Source organism: Pseudomonas sp. HY7a-MNA-CIBAN-0227 (assembly GCF_040310325.1).
Taxonomy (GTDB): Bacteria; Pseudomonadota; Gammaproteobacteria; order Pseudomonadales; family Pseudomonadaceae; genus Aquipseudomonas.
In genome coordinates this window covers 520,425-537,554 of record NZ_JBEOPT010000002.1, presented here as the reverse complement: position 1 = coordinate 537,554, position 17,130 = coordinate 520,425, and the positions used below count along the sequence as shown (strand labels likewise).

Sequence of the window (17,130 nt, the reverse complement as noted above, 5' to 3'; positions counted from 1 at the left end):
ACCCTGAATATCGCCACAAACAGGGACACTGGCCACCACGGCCATCATTTAGATAAAAGCACTACGGCAAAATTAGAAACGAACTACAGACTTTGGTCATATTTCAGCGGTAGCTTGACGCCATTCCCTCGGTACGATTTCTCATCGTCTGGCCGTATGTTGTGGAGACTTGCATGATGAACGACGGTAAAGAGTGGCAAAATGCACTTCCCGAGTTCCTTCTTGAGGCTGAAATGCTGCTGGCCAAGTCTGAAGAATGCTTGAGCCACCTGCATTTGATCCGTAACGACAACGACGCCATCGACTGTATGAAAAACAGCCTGATCAAGCTCGCTGAGAAGGCCGACGCCATGACGCTAGGGGCTATCAGCGATTTTTCCCGTCATATCCAGGATCTGATCAGTAACGCCCAGAGCCCGATGCAACTGCATGACAAAGCACTTTCGGCACTGCACGACTGCCTGACACTGATGGCCTGGCAACTGGAATTGGTTGATGCCAAGACCGGCAAGCTCAGCCTGGATGAAAGCGAACAAACCACGCTGATTGCGACGGCGACCCAACAGATCCCGCAAAAAGACTTTGGCTATAAATCCCGACAGCACCTGCCGCACGCATTCTGAGTGTTCTTCGCCTTTCATTCGCGCCTGCCAACGGATGTCGCGTCCAACTACCGCCCGGTCCAAAAATGACAAAGACAACTAGCACGCGGGCGTGTGTTCATTGAAATAACTATCAATAGGCCAGCAACGCTAATAGCGATACAAAATAGCTTTAATAAGACAATTTTTTCCCTCTGGGACTAATAGGACTAACACCCAGTTTGCCCCTGGATTCGCGGCCGTCGTCGATAACCGCTCCAGGCGACCAACTGTAATTGTTAGTGGTACTATGCCGCGCTCGAAGTGGCTGAACTTCATGATGCACAAGAACCTGAAAGGCACCTCGAACCAACGTCAAAGCCAACACCCTGTCGACCCGGTGTTGAATCGGGATCATGACCCGGTAGCGCTTTCCAAACAGAGCCCAGTCAGCCGCCTTGACCGGTCTCCCCGCAGCGAACATCCATTGGCTCCATCCGCTATGTACGCCAGCCTCAAGTCACTCATCGCAAGGTCCGTGTCCCGAAGCAATGCACACTGGATGACACTCGGCCTCTGCGCTTGCGCGACGCTGGTCAGCCTGTGGGTCTATGCCCACTCCGAGCCGTTGCCCATAGCGCTGTTGATACTCAACCTGGCGACCCTGGTCGCCGCCGGCCTGCAACGCTGGCGCTCGCGCAAGTCGATAAAATTCCAGCCCCAGGAACTGGCCGACCGCCTGCTACAAGTCCAGAAAAACGAACGCCATCGCTTGAGCCGAGAGCTGCATGACGATATCGGCCAATTATTGACCGCCGCCAAGCTGCAAAGCGAATGGCTCAAGCGCCGCCTGCCGCAAGAGTTGCAAGGCCAATGCGCGGTGCTGTGCAACACATTGAACGAAACCCTGACCAAGGTGCGGGACGTCTCCGCCATTCTCAACCCCCGGCAACTGGCCAGTCTTGGCCTGGAGGCCAGCCTGCGGGCGCACCTGCTCAAGACCCTGGAAAATACCAAGGTGAGCTGGAGCCTGGAATGCCAGCAGCAGTTGACCGGCATTGCGGAAGAGATGGCCGTCGCGGCCTTTCGTATTACCCAAGAAGCGGTCACCAACATGCTGCGCCACGCCCAGGCATGCAATCTGCTGGTGCGCCTGCAACGCCTGCCCCAAGGCCTTTCGCTGTTTATCAGCGATGACGGCCTGGGGTTTTCGCCCGCCATCAACCCTGGCCAGGAAGGACAACGGGGTATGGCCGGCATGTCTGAGCGGATTGATCAACTGGGAGGCACATTGTCCGTCAATAGCCAGCCAGGCAAAGGAACCCGGATCGAAGCGCTTTTCCCCTGGGCGCCACGCGCCCTCGAACGGGCCAGCCCCCATAAGGTTCTAGAGTGACCTGCAACTTACTCCTGGTGGATGACCACGCGTTGATCAGGGCCGGCGTGCGCGCGCTGGTGCTGGATATTCCCGGCTACGCGGTGATCGGCGAGGCCAATGATGGTGCGCAAGTGCTGGAGAAATTCGACGCCCTGCAGCCCGATATCGTCCTGCTGGACCTGTCGATGAAGCACACCAGCGGGCTGGATGCCCTGCAGCAACTCAAGCGCGCCTATCCCAAGAGCAAAGTGCTGATCCTGTCGATGCACACCGATCCGGAGTTGATCATGTGCGCCCTGGAGGCAGGCGCCCACGGCTACCTGCTCAAGGACACCACCGCCAATGAGCTTGAGCATGCGCTGCTGGCCCTGCGCAACAACGAACGCTACCTGAGCCCTGCCATCGCCCACACGGTGATCAACCAGGCGCTGATCCGCAACCATGCCCAGGCCTCTACCCCGGCTCACCGCCACAATCTGACCGCGCGCCAGCTGGAAATCCTGCGGCTGATCGTGCGCGGCAAGTCCACCCGAGAGATCGCCAATGGCCTGGGCTTGAGCATCAAGACCGTGGAGGCTCACCGCTCGCAAATTATGAAGCGCTTGCAGATTTTCGATGTGGCGGGCCTGGTGCTATTTGCCGTGCGTGAACAGATCATCAGTCTGGACGACTAGACACCACCGGCGAGTCCTTCGGCAGGTGCACCCGCAATGCCCGTGGCAATGCCGCGAAACGCAGGTCGTCGCCCTTGAGCGGTTCGCCGTCCAGGTTGATATCCAACCCTTCGGCGACCTTGATTTCCACCCACGGCAGGCGCGCGCGGATAAATAGGTTGTCCAGGCCCCAGCCGTCGGTCATCAAATTGCGCAGGGTACCGACTACCTCCTGGGGTGCCGGCAGGATACTGATGTCCAGCAAACCATCATCGACCATGGCTTGCGGGCACAACACATGCCCACCGCCGGCCTGTCTACCGTTGCCGATACCCAGGGCCAGTAACTCACCCCGCCAATGGAAATCCGGGCCCTGTAACTCGCCGTAGGCAGCGTGCAATTCGCTGAACCGCGACAAGCCGGTAAACAGGTAGGCCGCACCACCCAGTACCTTTTTCAGGTCTTCGGAGGTATTGGCGGTGACCTGGCTGCCAAAACCGCCGGTGGCCATGTTCAGGAAAACCTGCCCGCCGACCTCGCCCAGGTCGATGGCAACGGCCGGGACATCCAGCAGGTTCAGGGCCTGATCGGGCTCCAGCGGTACGCCGGCGGCACGGGCGAAATCATTGGCGGTGCCCAGGGGCATCAGCACCAGGCTGGCGTCAGTCTTGGCCTGGGCCATGGCTTGGGCGACATCGCGCAATGTGCCATCGCCGCCGCCGGCGATCAGCCGGGTGTAGCCAGCGTCCAGCGCTTCGCCGACCAGGCGCTGGGCATCCCCGCCCTCCCAGGTCACGCGCACGGCCAGGTCCCAGCCTTGTTCGCGCTTACCTTGCACCGCCGCCCGCACCTGCTCGTTGAGGGCTTGCTTGCCGTGCAGAACCAACAGTGCCTTGGGCTTGCTCATGGGTTGAGGCTCCTACAGTTCAAAGGGTCATGAGGGATGTGGACCTTGAACAACGGGGAAAAAGCCATTGGCCTGATGAATTAATTCATCAGACCAACAGCTCGCTCAAAGGGATAAAGTTGACTCGATCGCCCTCTGCCAGCGTCGTACCTTCCAACACCTCTACCAACCCCTCGGCCCAGGCGGCACTACGCAGCACACCGGAACTCTGGTTCTGGTAGATGATCGCTCGCCCGTGCTCCAGGCGCCCGCGCAAGTACTCGCGACGATTACCCGGCTTGGGCCAGACAAACCCCACTGGCACCTCGAAACGCAGTGGCTGCACATCTTCTACACCCTGGCGACGCAACAGATAGGGCCGAGCCAGCAAGGCGAAGGTCACCAGCGTGGAAGCCGGGTTACCCGGCAAACCGATCACCGGCACGCCGCGAAAATGACCAAACGTCAGCGGCTTGCCAGGTTTGATCGCCAGCTTCCACAGGGCCAACTCGCCCTCTTCGCGCAAGGCGATACCGAGAAAATCTGCTTCACCCACCGAAACCCCGCCCGTGGACAGGATCAGGTCGACCGACCCCAGCCCCCCCAGACGAGTGCGGGTCTGTTCCAGGTCATCGGGCAAGATACCGGCATCCACCACCTCGCACCCGAGGCGCTCCAGCCAGCTACACAGCACCCGACGGTTGCTGTTGTAAATCTGCCCCGGCCCCAGCGGCAGGCCGGGCTCAATCAATTCGTCGCCGGTGGAAAGCACGGCGACGCGAGCGCGCCGTATCACATCCAGCCGAGCACAACCCAGGGAAGCCGCCAGCCCCAATTCAATCGGCCCCATGCGTGTGCCAGCGGACAAGACCTGTTCGCCAACGGTGGTTTCCTGGCCTTGGGGGCGGATGTTCTGCCCGGCGCGCAAGGCTTCGGTAAAGCTCACCCGCTGGTCGACGTGGACCTCGGCGTTTTCCTGCATCTCCACGCAATCCGCACCTCCAGGCACCGGGGCACCCGTGAAGATCCGCGCGCAGGTGCCTGCCGCCAGCGGCTCCGGCACCTGGCCGGCGAAAATACGCTGGCTCACTACCAGGGGCTCGCCGCTCCAATCCGACAGGCGCAGGGCGTAGCCGTCCATGGCGCTGTTGGGCCACGGCGGCAGGTCAAGGGTGGAAATCAGCGCCTGGGCCAGGACGCGCCCGTCGCACTTGGCCAGCGGTAAACTTTCCCGCTCGCGGATAGGGGTGGCCTCGGCCATGGTCAACAGGCGCCCGAGGGCATCCTCTACCGGCATCAAAGCACCCGTCTTGCCTGGCTTATCCACGAGATTCACAAGGCTCGGCCTGTTTCAGGTGCGGGACGAAATTGCACGGACCGTGACGAGAGTCCAACTGCTCGGCGAGAATCCCATCCCAACCAGTGCGTACGGCGTTGGTGGAACCCGGCAGGCAGCACACCAAAGTGCCATTGGCCAGGCCAGCCAGGGCGCGCGATTGCACGGTGGAGGTGCCAATATCGGCCACGGATATTTGCCGGAACAGCTCGCCGAAACCATCCACTTGCTTGTCCAGCAGGCAACTGACGGCTTCCGGTGTGCTGTCACGGCCGGTGAAGCCGGTACCGCCGGTGATCAGCACCACTTGCACCACGTCCTCGGCTATCCAATGGGCCACTTGCGCACGGATTTTGTACAAGTCATCTTTGAGCAGTACCCGCTCGGCCAGACGATGGCCAGCCGCAATCAGGCGGTCGACGAAGACTTGGCCAGAGGTATCGGTTTGCAGGGTGCGGGTGTCGCTGACAGTCAAAACAGCGATGTTCAGGGGTACTAAAGGCGCATCAGCCTTGGCTTTCATGGCTCGGTCCGGTTGTCGAAGGAACAGTCCGATGTTATATCACAGCCCCCTATTTCACTGCCGCAGCGGAGCCGTCATGCCATTCAAATCTTCGCCCTTGCCTTGCTCGATCCTGCTGCTGGCCGGCGGGCGCGGCCAGCGCATGGGCGGCCTGGACAAGGGCTTGCTCGACTGGCGCGGGGAGCGGTTGATTGCCCACCTGCATCGACTAGTGCGCCCGCTGACCGATGACCTGATCATCTCCTGCAACCGAAATCAGCCGCAGTACGCGCCCTACGCAGACCAGTTGGTAAGCGACGACAGCCCGGACTTCCCTGGCCCGTTGGCCGGCATTCGCGTCGGACTGGCCGCCGCTCGCCATGAGCACTTGCTGGTATTGCCCTGCGATGTGCCGCAAATTGACGCGGGACTGTTGAGCGACATGCGTGAGAAGGCGCAGCAAAATCCCCAGGTTCCGCTGATGCTGCGCCACGGTGATTACTGGGAACCCTTGCTCTGCGTCATACCGACACACCTGCGCGCAGACATCGAAAGCGCCTGGCAGGCCGGTGAGCGCAGCCCGCGGCAGATCCTGCTGCGACTGGGAGCCCAGGCTCTGATTTGCCCGGAAAATGATCCGCGCCTGGCCAACTTCAATACGCCGCAGTTGCTGCACACCCCGCCCGGCGTGTAAGAATGGGCCTTGAACAAGGAACTTTGCGTACGTTCTATACGTCACAAGGTCAGTACTCAAAAAAGCATTCTCTCGGAGACAGACTCATGACTCAACGGACCATCGCCGCTCTCATGCTTGCACTAGGCCTCGCTACCCTTGCCGGTTGCGCCTCGCCAACAGTGATCACCCTGAATGACGGGCGCGAAATCCAGGCTGTCGATACCCCTAAATTCGACCAGGACTCGGGGTTCTACGAGTTCCAGCAGCTTGATGGCAAGCGCACCCGGATCAACAAGGATCAGGTTCGCACCGTTAAAGACCTGTAAGTCTTAACGCTCGAAACGACAAAGCCCGCTTAATGCGGGCTTTGTCGTGTCTGGCGCCTGGAGTTACCACGTAAGGGTAATTTCACTGTTGAAGCGGCGCTCCACCCCGCTCACCGGATCAATGAACCGCACCCCTTGGGCCAGTAGTTTGAGCGGGTTGGCGTAGTCATCCTCGGCGTCCTTGATAACCTGGGGGTAAAACGGATCGTTGCAGATACTGGCTCCCAGCGCCGTCATATGGACCCGCAACTGATGCTTCTTGCCTGTCACCGGAAACAGCCCATAGCGCCACAGGTCACCGTTCTTTTCCCGCACCTCGACCGCTGTTTCGGTGTTGCTCACGCCGGGACCTTCCTGCATGCGGAAGAACGGTTCGCCGCCCACTAGCCGGCTCTTGTGTACCAGCGGGAATGTCACCCCAGGCAAAGCTGGCGCAATGGCTTCGTAGAATTTTTCGATCTGGCGGGTGGGAAACAACTGTTGATACGCCGAGCGGCTTTGCGGGTTGGCGGAAAACAGCACCAACCCGGCCGTGTGGCGATCAATGCGGTGCAGCGGCACCAGCGAAGGGTTGTCCAAACGGCGAATCAGACGCCGCAACAGCGTTTGCTCAACATACTCACCAGCGGGCGTGACAGGCAGGAAGTGCGGCTTGTCAGCCACAACCAAATGCTCGTCGGCATACAGGATCGTCTCCTGCACCGGGATCGGTTTTTCGTCCGGCACCTCGCGAAAGTAATGGATGCGCAGGCCTTCCTTGTACGAAAGGCCCAGGGGAATCGGCGTGCCGCTGCCATCAAGCACCCGGCCACGAGCGATGCGATCCAGCCATTGCTCACGGCTGATGGCTCGAAAATGATCGCACAAGCAATCCAGAACCGTCGCCCAAGGGCCAGGAGGCAGGTACAAGGTGCTGGCTTGGTTCTGGGAAGCGGAAAAACCGGAATCGGACATGCGTGCGCTCAAGGCCTGAAAATACAGGCGGGCATTATCCTGCATTCAACCAGATCAGGCCCAGGAAAGATCTCAAGCCTTGGCCAATTACGCTCGCAATACCGGCGACGTACTGGCGGCCTCGGTAAACTCCTTGAGCCAGCGCAATACATCCACCGCCTCCCAGCGGCCCGGATCGTAAAGCGCATACAGCAAGCCCTGGTACCCGACCACATCCAACTGCTTGTGATAACCGGCACGCTGGAAAAGTGCCTCGATTTCCGCAAAGCAGGTATTGAAATGCACTTTGTTAAACGGCGTCTTGCCTTCCGTGACTAGCCCATCGAGGCGCAGCTCATTCACCGCATCGCGCACAACCTCTGCGGACATGCGATTGACGCTGCTTTTCAGTTGTTCGACATTCACCACGGGCTTTCCCTCTCACTCAATCACTGTACAACCATACAGTAACCGAATAATCGGTAGCCCGCCATTGGATTAGTGCTAGAACAGAAAGGCCACGACCTGTTCGGTATCGAACGGCCAACCCAGTTCGGCCCCCGTGTCCACCCGGCGCAGCACCGGAATACGCAGGCCGTAGGCTTCGAACAGGGCTTCGGAATCGGCGATATCCACCAGTTCCACCAGCAGCCCATGCTCGACCAACGGCATGACTTCGGCTTCGGCAACTTCACAGAGATGGCAACCCAGGGTGCCGAATAACTGGCATTCAGGAGGCATGACGAACGGACCTGACAAGGAATAGGCATCCATTCTAGACCGCAGGAAAAACATCGTCGATGTCGACCGTACTTATTGCGGCCGCATCCAAAAAAACCTGATCCAGATCACCATGACCTATAACTGATTCAGCGATTCTCGTGGCTTTTTTCCAGCGATAGCCCTGGTCCCTCGACGGAGATGTTTGTGTTTGCCAACCTGCTGATCATTCTTGCCTCATCCTTGGTAGTCATTGCACTGTTTCGCCGGCTGCAACTGCCGCCCGTGCTCGGTTACCTCTGCGTGGGCCTGGCCGTAGGGCCTACCGCCCTGGACTGGGTGAATGACAGCGAAGACCTGCCGGATCTGGCCGAATTGGGCGTGGTGTTTCTGCTGTTCTCCCTGGGCCTGGAGTTTTCCCTGTCGAAAATGCTCGCCCTGCGCCGGGTGGTGTTTGGCCTGGGCAGCTTGCAAGTGCTGTGCTGCGGGCTGCTGCTGGGAGGCTTGCTGACGTTGTGGGGACTGTCACCCACCGCCGCTCTGTTGCTCGGCGCCGGATTGGCCTTGTCGTCGACCGCCATCGTCAGCAAGGAGCTGACCAGCCTCGGCGAAATTTTCAGCAGTCATGGCCAGAATGCCATTGGTGTCTTGTTGTTCCAGGACATAGTGGCGGTGCTGTTGCTGACCCTGGTGCCGGTGTTCGCCGGCAACAGTGAGCACGCCTGGTATTGGGCGTTGCCCGTGACCCTGGGCAAGACGCTGGTGCTGTTCCTTGGCCTGCTGCTCGCCAGCCGCTGGTTGCTGCCCCGACTCTTCCATGAAGTGGCCGCCTCTCATTCCGCGGAACTGTTCGTGCTGCTGGCGTTGGTGATTGTGCTGCTCACGGCATGGCTGACGCACTTGCTGGGCCTGTCCCCTGCCCTCGGCGCTTTTCTCGCTGGAATGCTGTTGGGTGAAAGCCACTATCGGCACCAGATCGAAGCCGACATCCGGCCGTTTCGCGACATTCTGCTGGGGCTGTTTTTTGTCAGCATCGGTATGCTGATCGACCTGCAGCTATTCGTCAGTCACAGCCTGCTGATTCTCGGCCTGACCCTGGCATTGATGCTGATCAAGGGTGGTGTCGTCGCGCTACTGGTTAAGCTGCGTGGCAGCGACAGCGAAACCGCCTGGCGCAGTGGCCTGGCCTTGGCCCAGGGCGGTGAGTTCTGCTTCGCCCTGATGGCGCAAATGCAGCTGAGCCGGCTGCTGCCCGACGAGATCAGCGACTTGCTGTTGGCGGCAACATTCTGCTCGATGCTGCTGACGCCACTGCTGCTTCGGGCTGCTCCCGCCATCGCCCTGCGCCTGCACCACAAGCCTAACCAGCAAGTCCAGCTGGAAGAAATCACGGCCCTCAATGCCGAGCTGCAAGGGCATGTGTTGATCTGCGGCTATGGCCGGGTCGGGCGGTCCATCGGGCGTTTTTTACGCCACGAACAACTGGCCTTCATTGCACTGGATGATGACCCGGCCCGAGTTCAGGAAGCCGCCACAGAAGACGCCAGCGTGCACTATGGCGATTGTCGCCGGGGCGCCTTGCTCAGCGCCGTCGGCCTTGAACGAACGCGCTTGGTGGTTATTGCAGTGGACAATACCGACGTCGCATTGACCGTGCTCAAGGAGGCACGTCGCATCAACCACAGGGTGCCAATCCTGGTGCGTACCCGCGACGACAGCCAGTTATCCGAACTGAAAGCCGCCGGGGCCAGTGAAGTGGTGCCCGAACTGCTGGAGTCCAGCCTGATGCTCGCGTCTCACGCGTTGATCATGCTGGGGTTGCCGGACCAACAGGTGCAGGCCCGTGTCGACGAAGTGCGGCATAACCGCTACCACTTGCTCCACGGTTTTTATCAGGGCGCGGACACTAATCAGGAGGCGCCAATCAATCCTGACTGACGGCGCCAATTTTGTGGATCGACAAGTCCGCGCCGTAATACTCCTCCTCCTGACTCAAGCGCAAACCGCAGACGCGCTTGATCACCCCGTACACCAGGAACCCGCCTGCCAGAGCCACGACCACGCCCAACGCGGTGCCTATCAACTGACTGATCAGGCTCACCCCACCCAGCCCACCCAAGGCGCTCTGACCAAAAATGCCGCAGGCAATCCCGCCCCACACCCCGCACAACCCATGGAGCGGCCAGACACCCAGCACATCATCAATTTTCCAGCGACCCTGGGCGGCGATGAAGCACCAGACGAACAGGCCCCCCGCCACCACGCCAGTCACCAGCGCGCCCACCGGGTGCATCAAGTCCGACCCGGCGCAAATCGCCACCAGCCCGGCCAACGGACCATTGTGCAAAAAGCCTGGGTCATTGCGGCCTATCACCAGCGCCGCCACGGTGCCGCCGACCATTGCCATCAGCGAATTGACCGCCACCAGCCCGCTGACCCCGGTCAGGGTTTGCGCGCTCATGACGTTAAAGCCGAACCAACCGACAATCAGAATCCACGAACCCAACGCCAGGAACGGAATGCTCGACGGCGCAAACGCCACCAGCCGCCCGTCCCGATAACGGCCCTGACGCGGTCCCAGCAACAGCACCGCCGCCAGCGCCAGCCAACCGCCCATGGCATGGACCACCACGGAGCCGGCAAAATCATGGAAGCTGGCACCGAAGCTGGCCAGCAACCGGGCTTGCAGACCGTAATTGCCATTCCAGACCATGCCCTCGAAAAACGGGTAGATAAACGCCACGATCAACGCCGTAGCGCACAACTGCGGTGCAAAACGTGCACGTTCGGCAATGCCACCGGAAATGATCGCTGGAATGGCAGCGGCGAAGGTCAGCAGGAAAAAGAACTTCACCAGGCCATAACCATGGTCGGCACTGATTACCGCCGCTGGTTGCATGAAGGTGACGCCATAGGAGATCCAATAGCCTATAAAGAAATAGGCCAGGGTCGAGATGGCGAAGTCACTGAGGATTTTCGACAGTGCATTGACCTGGTTCTTCTGGCGCACGGTCCCGACTTCGAGAAAGGCGAAGCCGGCGTGCATGGCCAGCACCATGACCGCACCGATCAGGATAAACAGGGTATTGGAGGTGTGGACCAGAGTGTCCACCGCACTTTGCAAATTTTCCATGGAGGTTGGCAGGCCTGCAGTTCAGGAAAAAGCACCAAAGCAGTTCGTTGCCTTAATTTCGCGCACTAAATTGGTACCGCTGGCACCACCCTCCTCAGAGGGCGTGAACCGCTTTAGCGCAGCGAGGGTTGAAGAAGGCAATTACTCCCTGGTTTTTCCGCTAGTTTTAGTTATTTAGGGTAAGGTTTTTTAAGGCTTTGCCCACAACCGCCCAAATTCAGCGCAAACCGACAGGTTTGCGCACCAAGGCAAAGCAAAAGCTGTACCAGGCATTTGCAGTGAACCTTCACTGACGCCGATGACTCGAAACCAAAAGCTTCAATAAGCTCGAAAGCACCCGACAGCCACTCACGGAGATAACCATGGCCAGCAAAACGGCAAAGACTGCTCAAGAAATACTGATGGCGGATTTTCAAACCCTGGTCAGCGATACCGAAAAGCTGCTGGACGACACCGCAATACTGGCGGGTGACCAGGCGGATGAACTGCGTACGAAAATTCACGACAGCCTGCTCAAGGCCCGTGAAACCCTGCAACTGACCGAAGACTCCCTGCGCGAACGCAGCAAGGCAGCGGTCACGGCCACCGAAGACTATGTCCAGGCCAACCCTTGGCAGTCCGTCGGCATCGCTGCCGGCGTCGGCTTTCTGATCGGCCTGTTGGCTACAAGGCGCTAATCATGTCTATCGGCGAATCCGGCTCGTCCTCGGGCCCAAGTTCCTCATCGCGGCGCCTGGGCGCTGCAGTCCTGGGCTTGCTGCACAGCCATGTCGAGTTGTTCGGCATTGAGTTGCAGGAACAGAAGGCACGCACCGTCAGCCTGTTGCTGTTCGCCGGGCTGGCATTGGTGTTTGCCCTGCTGTTGCTGGTGGGCTTGTCGGCGCTGGTGATGATCCTGGTGTGGGATACCTATCGCCTGACCGGGATAATCAGCCTATGCGTCTTCTATGTGCTGGCTGCGGCGTTCTGCGGGTTGCGCTTGAAGGCGGCCATCTTCGATGAGTCCACTCCTTTCCACGCCACCCTCGAAGAGCTGGCCAATGACCGTGAGCGCCTGTTGCCATGAGCCTGACTGAACTGCCGCAAACCAACTCTCGGCGGGAAATGCGCAAGGCGTTGATCCGCCTGCGCATGGAGATGCACCGCCAGGAAATTCGCCATGAGTCCCAGAACCTGCTGCTGCCGCTGCAAAAGGTGCGCAACATGGGGCAAAGCTGGCAGGACGGCTTTGGCATCAAGCATGCGCCGCTGTGGGGCGTAGCCGTGGTAACGCTGCTGGGCTTTCTTACCGGCAAAGGCGCCAAGGGTGGCGGTATCGGCACCATGACCCGCCTTGTGCGGCTCGGCGCCGGGCTCATTCCGTTGATCAAACTGGCGATGCAGGGCGCCTCGCGCAAGAACTGACAGACGCTGGCTGCATTCTTGCACACGGATCAGGCCCGGTACCCTTGCATAGGGACCGGGCCTTTTTCATGCCGACTCTTTTCCCATCAAACCTAACTTAAGGAGGCTCTGTGATCGACGGGCAACCGCTCGCCTGCTTTCAGCCATTCATCGATACCGCCACCGGGCGCATTGCGGGAGTGGAAGCGCTGGGACGCCTGCGCCAGGTTGATGGAGAGCTGCGCTCGGTAGGCTCGTTGTTTGCCGATCCGCGCGCGCCCACTGTGGCCTTGCTCCGCCTGGATCGGCAGATCCGCGACAACGCCTTAAGCCGCCTGCACGAAGCGCCCGAAGACTGGTTCCTGAGCCTGAATATCTCACCGCGCTGGATCACTCGCCTGCGCCCCGGCCAGCCTTTGCCGAGCCTTAAACAACTGCAGGCCCACAGCGTCGACCCACGGCGCATCGTGTTCGAGATCACCGAACTGGGGGGAGACAGCCTGCGCCTGGCTGAAGTGGTGGCGCGCTATCGTCAGGCCGGTGCGCGTATTGCCATCGACGACTTTGGCGCCGGCTACTCGCAACTGGATCGGGTGCTGGCCTTGCAGCCGGACATTCTCAAGCTGGATATGCGTCTATTCCAAGCCGCTGCCCTTGGTGGCCCCAGCAGCGACGTAGTACGGGCACTGGCGCAGATGGCGGAAAAAACCGGCTGCTGGATCATCGCCGAAGGTGTGGAAACCGAGGCGCAACTGAGCTTTGCCCTGGAGTGTGGATCGCGCTATGTCCAGGGCTATCTATTTGCCCAGGCACAACTGGACTGGTTCGCCGCCGACGCTTTTGTACCGCGCTTCGCCCAGTTGCGCGCGGCTTATGTCCAGCAGAAACTGGCAGAGCGCGGTCGGATCATGCAACTGCGCCAGCAACTGGGCGAACTGATGCAGATCCTGCAAACCTGGGCTCAGGCACAAGCGCCCCTCAGCCAGTTGCCGCAGTTGCCGGCCTTCCCCTGGCTACTGCGTTTTTACCAGTGCGATCGCCATGGCACGCAGCTGACGCCCAACTTCGAGTGGCGCCAGGAAGCCTGGCAGGCCGACAGCCGTTATCTGGGGCACAACTGGTCATGGCGTCCTTACTTCTACTATTTGCTGGCCGAGGGCTGGGACGAGCGCCGCCTGACACTCTCCACCACCTACCGCGACGCCACCACCAATCAGTACTGCCTGACAGCAGGACAATTCTTCGATAACGGTCAGCGCTTGCTGTTAATCGATATCGACGCGGTCGGCTTATAGTTTTCCTCTTGCGCCCAAGGGGCTGAACCGGGAAGCTGGAACGCCTCATTCACCGCACGGAGAGACCCTGACTTGGATTGGCCCACCCTGCTTACCCGCGAACGCCTTGGAAAACCCCTGCACAGCCCGGAAGAACTGGGTCGCAGCCCGTTTCACAAAGATCATGACCGGATCATCTTCTCCGGCGCTTTCCGCCGCCTGGGCCGCAAGACTCAGGTGCACCCGGTCTCCAGCAACGATCATATCCACACCCGTCTGACCCACTCCCTGGAAGTCAGCTGCGTCGGGCGCTCCCTGGGCATGCGCGTGGGCGAAACCATCCGTAACGCTCTACCCGACTGGTGTGATCCCAGCGACTTGGGAATGGTGGTGCAATCGGCCTGCCTGGCCCACGACATTGGCAACCCGCCGTTCGGCCATTCGGGTGAAGATGCGATTCGCCACTGGTTCCAGCAGGCTGCAGGCCGTGGCTGGCTGGATGACATGAGCGGTGCTGAGCGCAACGACTTTCTCAACTTCGAAGGCAACGCTCAAGGTTTCCGGGTACTGACACAACTTGAATACCATCAGTTTGATGGTGGCACCCGTCTGACCTACGCCACCTTGGGCACCTACCTGAAGTACCCGTGGACCGCCCGCCACGCCGACTCCCTCGGCTACAAGAAACACAAGTTCAGCTGTTACCAGAGCGAGCTAAACTTACAGGCAATTCAACAGCCAATTGCGTGATAAGCTAATGAGCACCTCCAGAGCCAATGAATCCGGGCATATGACCATTACCCCTCCCCGAAAAATCCTCTACAAATACATCCGTTTCAGCTCAATCCAACAGGCCAAAGGCTCATCCTTTGCACGCCAAAACGACCGGATTGATAAGTATGCGGCAGAGAATGGTTTTGAGCTGGATAACACCCTAGACCTGAAAGATTTGGCAAAATCTGGTTTCCACGGCTTGAACAAAGAAGTGGATCAAGGTTTGGGCCGCTTCATTCTGGCTATCGAAAAAGGTCTGATTCCAACGGACGGCACAGCTTATCTTGCCGTTGAGCAATTCGACCGATTGAGCCGAGAAGACATTTCCAAAGCTCAGGTAACGTTGAATTCGATCCTGAGTAAAAACGTCAACGTCATCACCCTGATGGACGGGAAGATCTACACAAAAGAATCCATGAAAGACTTCATGCAGGTTCTCTATTCCCTGTTCATCATGGAACAAGCTCACCAAGAGAGCTTGAAAAAGTCAGAGCGTATCAAGGGTGCATACGCCAACAAAATCAAGAAACTGAAAGAGCGAGTGCAAGAACAAAAAGAAGTTATGGAAGAATGGGAGAAAACCAAAACAGGTGAAAAGCCAGTCCTTGAACCCCTCATCAACGAAATCCAATTTAGCTCACAAGTGCCAGAGTGGATTGACCAAACCATTGAAGTCATCAGTGGCCGACGCTTTGTAAAATTCAAGGTCAATGAAGAGAAAGCCAAGATCATTCGCTATGCCATTTCTCTTTTGAATGACGACAACGGCTATATGAACGTTTCTAAACGCCTCAATGATGAAGGCATTCCACGGATTGATTTCGTCGTAAGGCGTAAACGTAGCACCCGTGGGAATATCTGGACAAACAGTGCTGTAAACAACTTTATCAACAGTGATTCGATTTTTGGCGAACTTGCGATTCATGACAACGCCTTTATTGACAAAGAGTTTGATTATGAGGAAGGAACGCGATCTAGAAAAGTGATGACACGAACCCACCTCATCAACATTCCAAACTACTATCCAGCGGTCATAGATAAAAAGCTTGTTCTGGGATTAAGGGCAAGAGCTAATAGCAAAAAGAAAGGCCGAGTGGCTGGCCGAACCACCAATGACAATCTTTTCCAGAATATGCTTTTTTGCGGTAAGTGCGGCGATTCAATGCACATGAAGCAAACAAAACGTGAAACAAAGAAAGGAACGTATGTCAGAAAATACCTTGCTTGCTACTCAGCCAGTCATAAAGGTTGTGATGCAAAAATGATTTCTTATACAGAAGTCGAGCGAGAATTGGTGAAACGTCTAGTCATGCCATTGGACGAAACAAAGCTTGATCTTGCCTCAAAGAAAGTCAGTGACAAGCGGAATGAAAAGATTCTGGAACTGGAAGGTGAAATCAAAGGTCTTGAAGATCGAATAGCAGAAGCTAACAAGACGATGGCGAATGACAAAAACATCCCAATGTCTGTTGTGATTTCTATTATCTCTCAATTGACGGTCGATAAAGATTTCAAAGTGCATCAGTTACAAGAACTGAACCTGCAAAGAGAAAAGATACTGGAAGCCCTATCAGCAGAGCCAGTGAGCAAATACGATATAACTACTGAAAATGGCCGCATTGCTTTTAAAATCGCGGTTAAACAACGTTACGCAGGCTTTGTCGTTTTCAGTGACGACCAAGTTGTAATGACTATGCACAAACATGGTGGTGCCGGATTCTTTAAGCTGGACATTCGCAGCCGTTGGGGAACACAAATCAAACCAAGTCGCACAGCAGACACCATGACACTGTTTACTGAAATGTTGGATAAGATCAAAGGTATTTCAGCCAAGTATCAGGAAGGCAAGCTTTACGAAATCGTGAAAGCCTACAAAGCCAAAGACATAACCTTGTTTGAAGAAGAGTATTTGAACAAAGGTTTGCCGCAGCCACTGGCCTATGACCGTAGTGAAGGCTGATTAAAGTATTTTGATACGCAGCCGATATAGAATAAATGTGTGGGGGAATGATGATGAACGACAAAATCAGCTTTGAGCATCTTAATAGTAAGCTTGCTGAACTTCTGGAAATTTACCAGACCAGTAAAGACTTGGCTGAACGTGAATCATCATTCATCAAAAAGTTCAACGATGATGGTTATGAAGCTTTTGTAGAAGACGCCATGATTGAATTCATGCGGACGGAAGAAGACCGCTATTTTGAACTCTTTCATGCGTTTTTGATTGCGATTAAAAATGCAACGCCCAATGAAGACCTTTATCAGAAAATTTTCAAAATGGGCTTGTCTTACTTTGATCATACCTTTTTGAGCAAAGAAGCTTTCATCAGCAGAATGGAAGCTTTAGTAAATAAGGTGAAATTCCAAGGGAAAGAATACACCCCTTCCCAACTGATGGACATTATAGAGCGGGCTGATAGGCTCAAATACATGATGTTTGATTTTATCCTCAATCCAGAGTCAACCAGAGATTCGGCATTACAAGCGGATAAGTCAGTTAAGAAATACATTGAATTTGAACTGAATAAATAAATTGCAAAAATCCGTTAACATACGGACTGACATTGAATTAAAT

General features: G+C 57.1%; 19 protein-coding genes and 1 pseudogene. 13 read left to right on the top strand and 7 right to left on the bottom strand.

The annotated features are described in order from the left end of the window. Positions 1-176: 176 nt before the first annotated feature. The 3 genes from AAEZ06_RS05775 to AAEZ06_RS05765 all read left to right on the top strand — a co-directional run bounded on the left by AAEZ06_RS05775 (position 177) and on the right by AAEZ06_RS05765 (position 2,633). Positions 177-623: a hypothetical protein gene (locus tag AAEZ06_RS05775; protein ID WP_350613446.1), complete on the top strand. Its 447-nt coding sequence runs from the start codon at positions 177-179 to the stop codon at positions 621-623. A 460-nt stretch (positions 624-1,083) separates the two neighbouring features. Continuing rightward, positions 1,084-1,977: a sensor histidine kinase gene (locus AAEZ06_RS05770; RefSeq protein ID WP_149414172.1), complete on the top strand. Its 894-nt coding sequence runs from the start codon at positions 1,084-1,086 to the stop codon at positions 1,975-1,977. Further along, positions 1,974-2,633 carry a response regulator transcription factor gene (locus AAEZ06_RS05765; RefSeq protein WP_149414144.1) on the top strand — a complete coding sequence of 220 codons (660 nt, stop codon included), beginning with the start codon at positions 1,974-1,976 and terminating at the stop codon, positions 2,631-2,633. Before AAEZ06_RS05770 ends, AAEZ06_RS05765 begins: the two co-directional genes overlap by 4 nt. Here the strand turns inward: AAEZ06_RS05765 and yegS are convergent. From yegS to moaB, 3 genes are all read right to left on the bottom strand, one after another. Next, positions 2,617-3,519 (bottom strand): lipid kinase YegS, encoded by a 903-nt coding sequence (gene yegS / locus AAEZ06_RS05760; protein WP_502948021.1) that lies wholly within the window; start codon positions 3,517-3,519, stop codon positions 2,617-2,619. The genes AAEZ06_RS05765 and yegS overlap by 17 nt on opposite strands. A gap of 88 nt (positions 3,520-3,607) precedes the next feature. Then, a complete protein-coding gene (locus AAEZ06_RS05755; RefSeq protein WP_350613374.1) occupies positions 3,608-4,834 on the bottom strand; it encodes a molybdopterin molybdotransferase MoeA in 1,227 nt (408 codons plus the stop codon). Continuing rightward, positions 4,818-5,357 (bottom strand): molybdenum cofactor biosynthesis protein B, encoded by a 540-nt coding sequence (gene moaB / locus AAEZ06_RS05750; protein ID WP_350613372.1) that lies wholly within the window; start codon positions 5,355-5,357, stop codon positions 4,818-4,820. Before moaB ends, AAEZ06_RS05755 begins: the two co-directional genes overlap by 17 nt. Before the next feature lie 76 nt (positions 5,358-5,433). On the opposite strand from moaB, the gene mobA reads away from it, so the two are divergent. Next, the gene (gene mobA / locus AAEZ06_RS05745; protein WP_350613370.1) at positions 5,434-6,030 is read left to right on the top strand and encodes a molybdenum cofactor guanylyltransferase MobA; all 597 of its coding nucleotides are present in this window, start codon (positions 5,434-5,436) and stop codon (positions 6,028-6,030) included. Between the two features lie 86 nt (positions 6,031-6,116). Then, entirely contained in the window at positions 6,117-6,338 is a 222-nt protein-coding gene (locus AAEZ06_RS05740) for a YgdI/YgdR family lipoprotein (protein ID WP_133098826.1), read from the top strand. Between the two features lie 63 nt (positions 6,339-6,401). Here the strand turns inward: AAEZ06_RS05740 and AAEZ06_RS05735 are convergent, their stop codons facing one another. The 3 genes from AAEZ06_RS05735 to AAEZ06_RS05725 form a co-directional block, all read right to left on the bottom strand. Beyond that, on the bottom strand, positions 6,402-7,292 hold the full coding sequence (locus AAEZ06_RS05735; protein WP_350613443.1) for a pseudouridine synthase: 891 nt from the start codon (positions 7,290-7,292) through the stop codon (positions 6,402-6,404). 87 nt (positions 7,293-7,379) lie between these two features. After that, complete coding sequence (locus AAEZ06_RS05730) at positions 7,380-7,700, bottom strand: transcriptional regulator (protein WP_350613368.1); 321 nt, start codon at positions 7,698-7,700, stop codon at positions 7,380-7,382. 75 nt (positions 7,701-7,775) lie between these two features. Beyond that, positions 7,776-8,012, bottom strand: a complete 237-nt coding sequence (locus tag AAEZ06_RS05725) for a glutaredoxin family protein (protein ID WP_133098828.1) — start codon at positions 8,010-8,012, stop codon at positions 7,776-7,778. Between the two features lie 186 nt (positions 8,013-8,198). On the opposite strand from AAEZ06_RS05725, the gene AAEZ06_RS05720 reads away from it, so the two are divergent. Then, positions 8,199-9,929: a cation:proton antiporter gene (locus tag AAEZ06_RS05720; protein WP_149414150.1), complete on the top strand. Its 1,731-nt coding sequence runs from the start codon at positions 8,199-8,201 to the stop codon at positions 9,927-9,929. On the opposite strand, the gene AAEZ06_RS05715 is transcribed toward AAEZ06_RS05720, so the two are convergent. Then, entirely contained in the window at positions 9,916-11,124 is a 1,209-nt protein-coding gene (locus tag AAEZ06_RS05715; RefSeq protein ID WP_350613365.1) for an ammonium transporter, read from the bottom strand. The two genes, AAEZ06_RS05720 and AAEZ06_RS05715, sit on opposite strands and share 14 nt — an antisense overlap. Before the next feature lie 362 nt (positions 11,125-11,486). Between AAEZ06_RS05715 and AAEZ06_RS05710 the strand changes: the two genes are divergently transcribed. From AAEZ06_RS05710 to AAEZ06_RS05680, 7 genes and pseudogenes are all read left to right on the top strand, one after another. Beyond that, positions 11,487-11,801 carry an ElaB/YgaM/YqjD family protein gene (locus tag AAEZ06_RS05710; protein ID WP_133098832.1) on the top strand — a complete coding sequence of 105 codons (315 nt, stop codon included), beginning with the start codon at positions 11,487-11,489 and terminating at the stop codon, positions 11,799-11,801. A 2-nt stretch (positions 11,802-11,803) separates the two neighbouring features. Then, a complete protein-coding gene (locus AAEZ06_RS05705) occupies positions 11,804-12,190 on the top strand; it encodes a phage holin family protein (RefSeq protein ID WP_133098833.1) in 387 nt (128 codons plus the stop codon). After that, positions 12,187-12,528, top strand: a complete 342-nt coding sequence (locus AAEZ06_RS05700; RefSeq protein ID WP_149414153.1) for a hypothetical protein — start codon at positions 12,187-12,189, stop codon at positions 12,526-12,528. Before AAEZ06_RS05705 ends, AAEZ06_RS05700 begins: the two co-directional genes overlap by 4 nt. Positions 12,529-12,638: 110 nt before the next feature. Continuing rightward, positions 12,639-13,802, top strand: a complete 1,164-nt coding sequence (locus AAEZ06_RS05695) for an EAL domain-containing protein (protein WP_350613362.1) — start codon at positions 12,639-12,641, stop codon at positions 13,800-13,802. 72 nt (positions 13,803-13,874) lie between these two features. After that, positions 13,875-14,504 (top strand): annotated as a pseudogene (dgt, locus tag AAEZ06_RS05690) (dGTP triphosphohydrolase); the annotation flags it as partial. A gap of 67 nt (positions 14,505-14,571) precedes the next feature. After that, a complete protein-coding gene (locus AAEZ06_RS05685; protein WP_350613360.1) occupies positions 14,572-16,515 on the top strand; it encodes a recombinase family protein in 1,944 nt (647 codons plus the stop codon). A gap of 53 nt (positions 16,516-16,568) precedes the next feature. Next, positions 16,569-17,087, top strand: a complete 519-nt coding sequence (locus tag AAEZ06_RS05680) for a hypothetical protein (protein WP_350613358.1) — start codon at positions 16,569-16,571, stop codon at positions 17,085-17,087. The last annotated feature ends 43 nt before the right edge of the window (positions 17,088-17,130 follow it).

Coding starts and splice junctions, on each gene's coding strand:
- AAEZ06_RS05775 (WP_350613446.1), top strand. CDS start 177: ATGAACGACGGTAAAGAGTGGCAAAATGCACTTCCCGAGTTCCTTCTT.
- AAEZ06_RS05770 (WP_149414172.1), top strand. CDS start 1,084: ATGTACGCCAGCCTCAAGTCACTCATCGCAAGGTCCGTGTCCCGAAGC.
- yegS (WP_502948021.1), bottom strand. CDS start 3,519: ATGAGCAAGCCCAAGGCACTGTTGGTTCTGCACGGCAAGCAAGCCCTC.
- moaB (WP_350613372.1), bottom strand. CDS start 5,357: ATGAAAGCCAAGGCTGATGCGCCTTTAGTACCCCTGAACATCGCTGTT.
- mobA (WP_350613370.1), top strand. CDS start 5,434: ATGCCATTCAAATCTTCGCCCTTGCCTTGCTCGATCCTGCTGCTGGCC.
- AAEZ06_RS05740 (WP_133098826.1), top strand. CDS start 6,117: ATGACTCAACGGACCATCGCCGCTCTCATGCTTGCACTAGGCCTCGCT.
- AAEZ06_RS05735 (WP_350613443.1), bottom strand. CDS start 7,292: ATGTCCGATTCCGGTTTTTCCGCTTCCCAGAACCAAGCCAGCACCTTG.
- AAEZ06_RS05725 (WP_133098828.1), bottom strand. CDS start 8,012: ATGCCTCCTGAATGCCAGTTATTCGGCACCCTGGGTTGCCATCTCTGT.
- AAEZ06_RS05715 (WP_350613365.1), bottom strand. CDS start 11,124: ATGGAAAATTTGCAAAGTGCGGTGGACACTCTGGTCCACACCTCCAAT.
- AAEZ06_RS05710 (WP_133098832.1), top strand. CDS start 11,487: ATGGCCAGCAAAACGGCAAAGACTGCTCAAGAAATACTGATGGCGGAT.
- AAEZ06_RS05705 (WP_133098833.1), top strand. CDS start 11,804: ATGTCTATCGGCGAATCCGGCTCGTCCTCGGGCCCAAGTTCCTCATCG.
- AAEZ06_RS05700 (WP_149414153.1), top strand. CDS start 12,187: ATGAGCCTGACTGAACTGCCGCAAACCAACTCTCGGCGGGAAATGCGC.
- AAEZ06_RS05685 (WP_350613360.1), top strand. CDS start 14,572: ATGACCATTACCCCTCCCCGAAAAATCCTCTACAAATACATCCGTTTC.
- AAEZ06_RS05680 (WP_350613358.1), top strand. CDS start 16,569: ATGAACGACAAAATCAGCTTTGAGCATCTTAATAGTAAGCTTGCTGAA.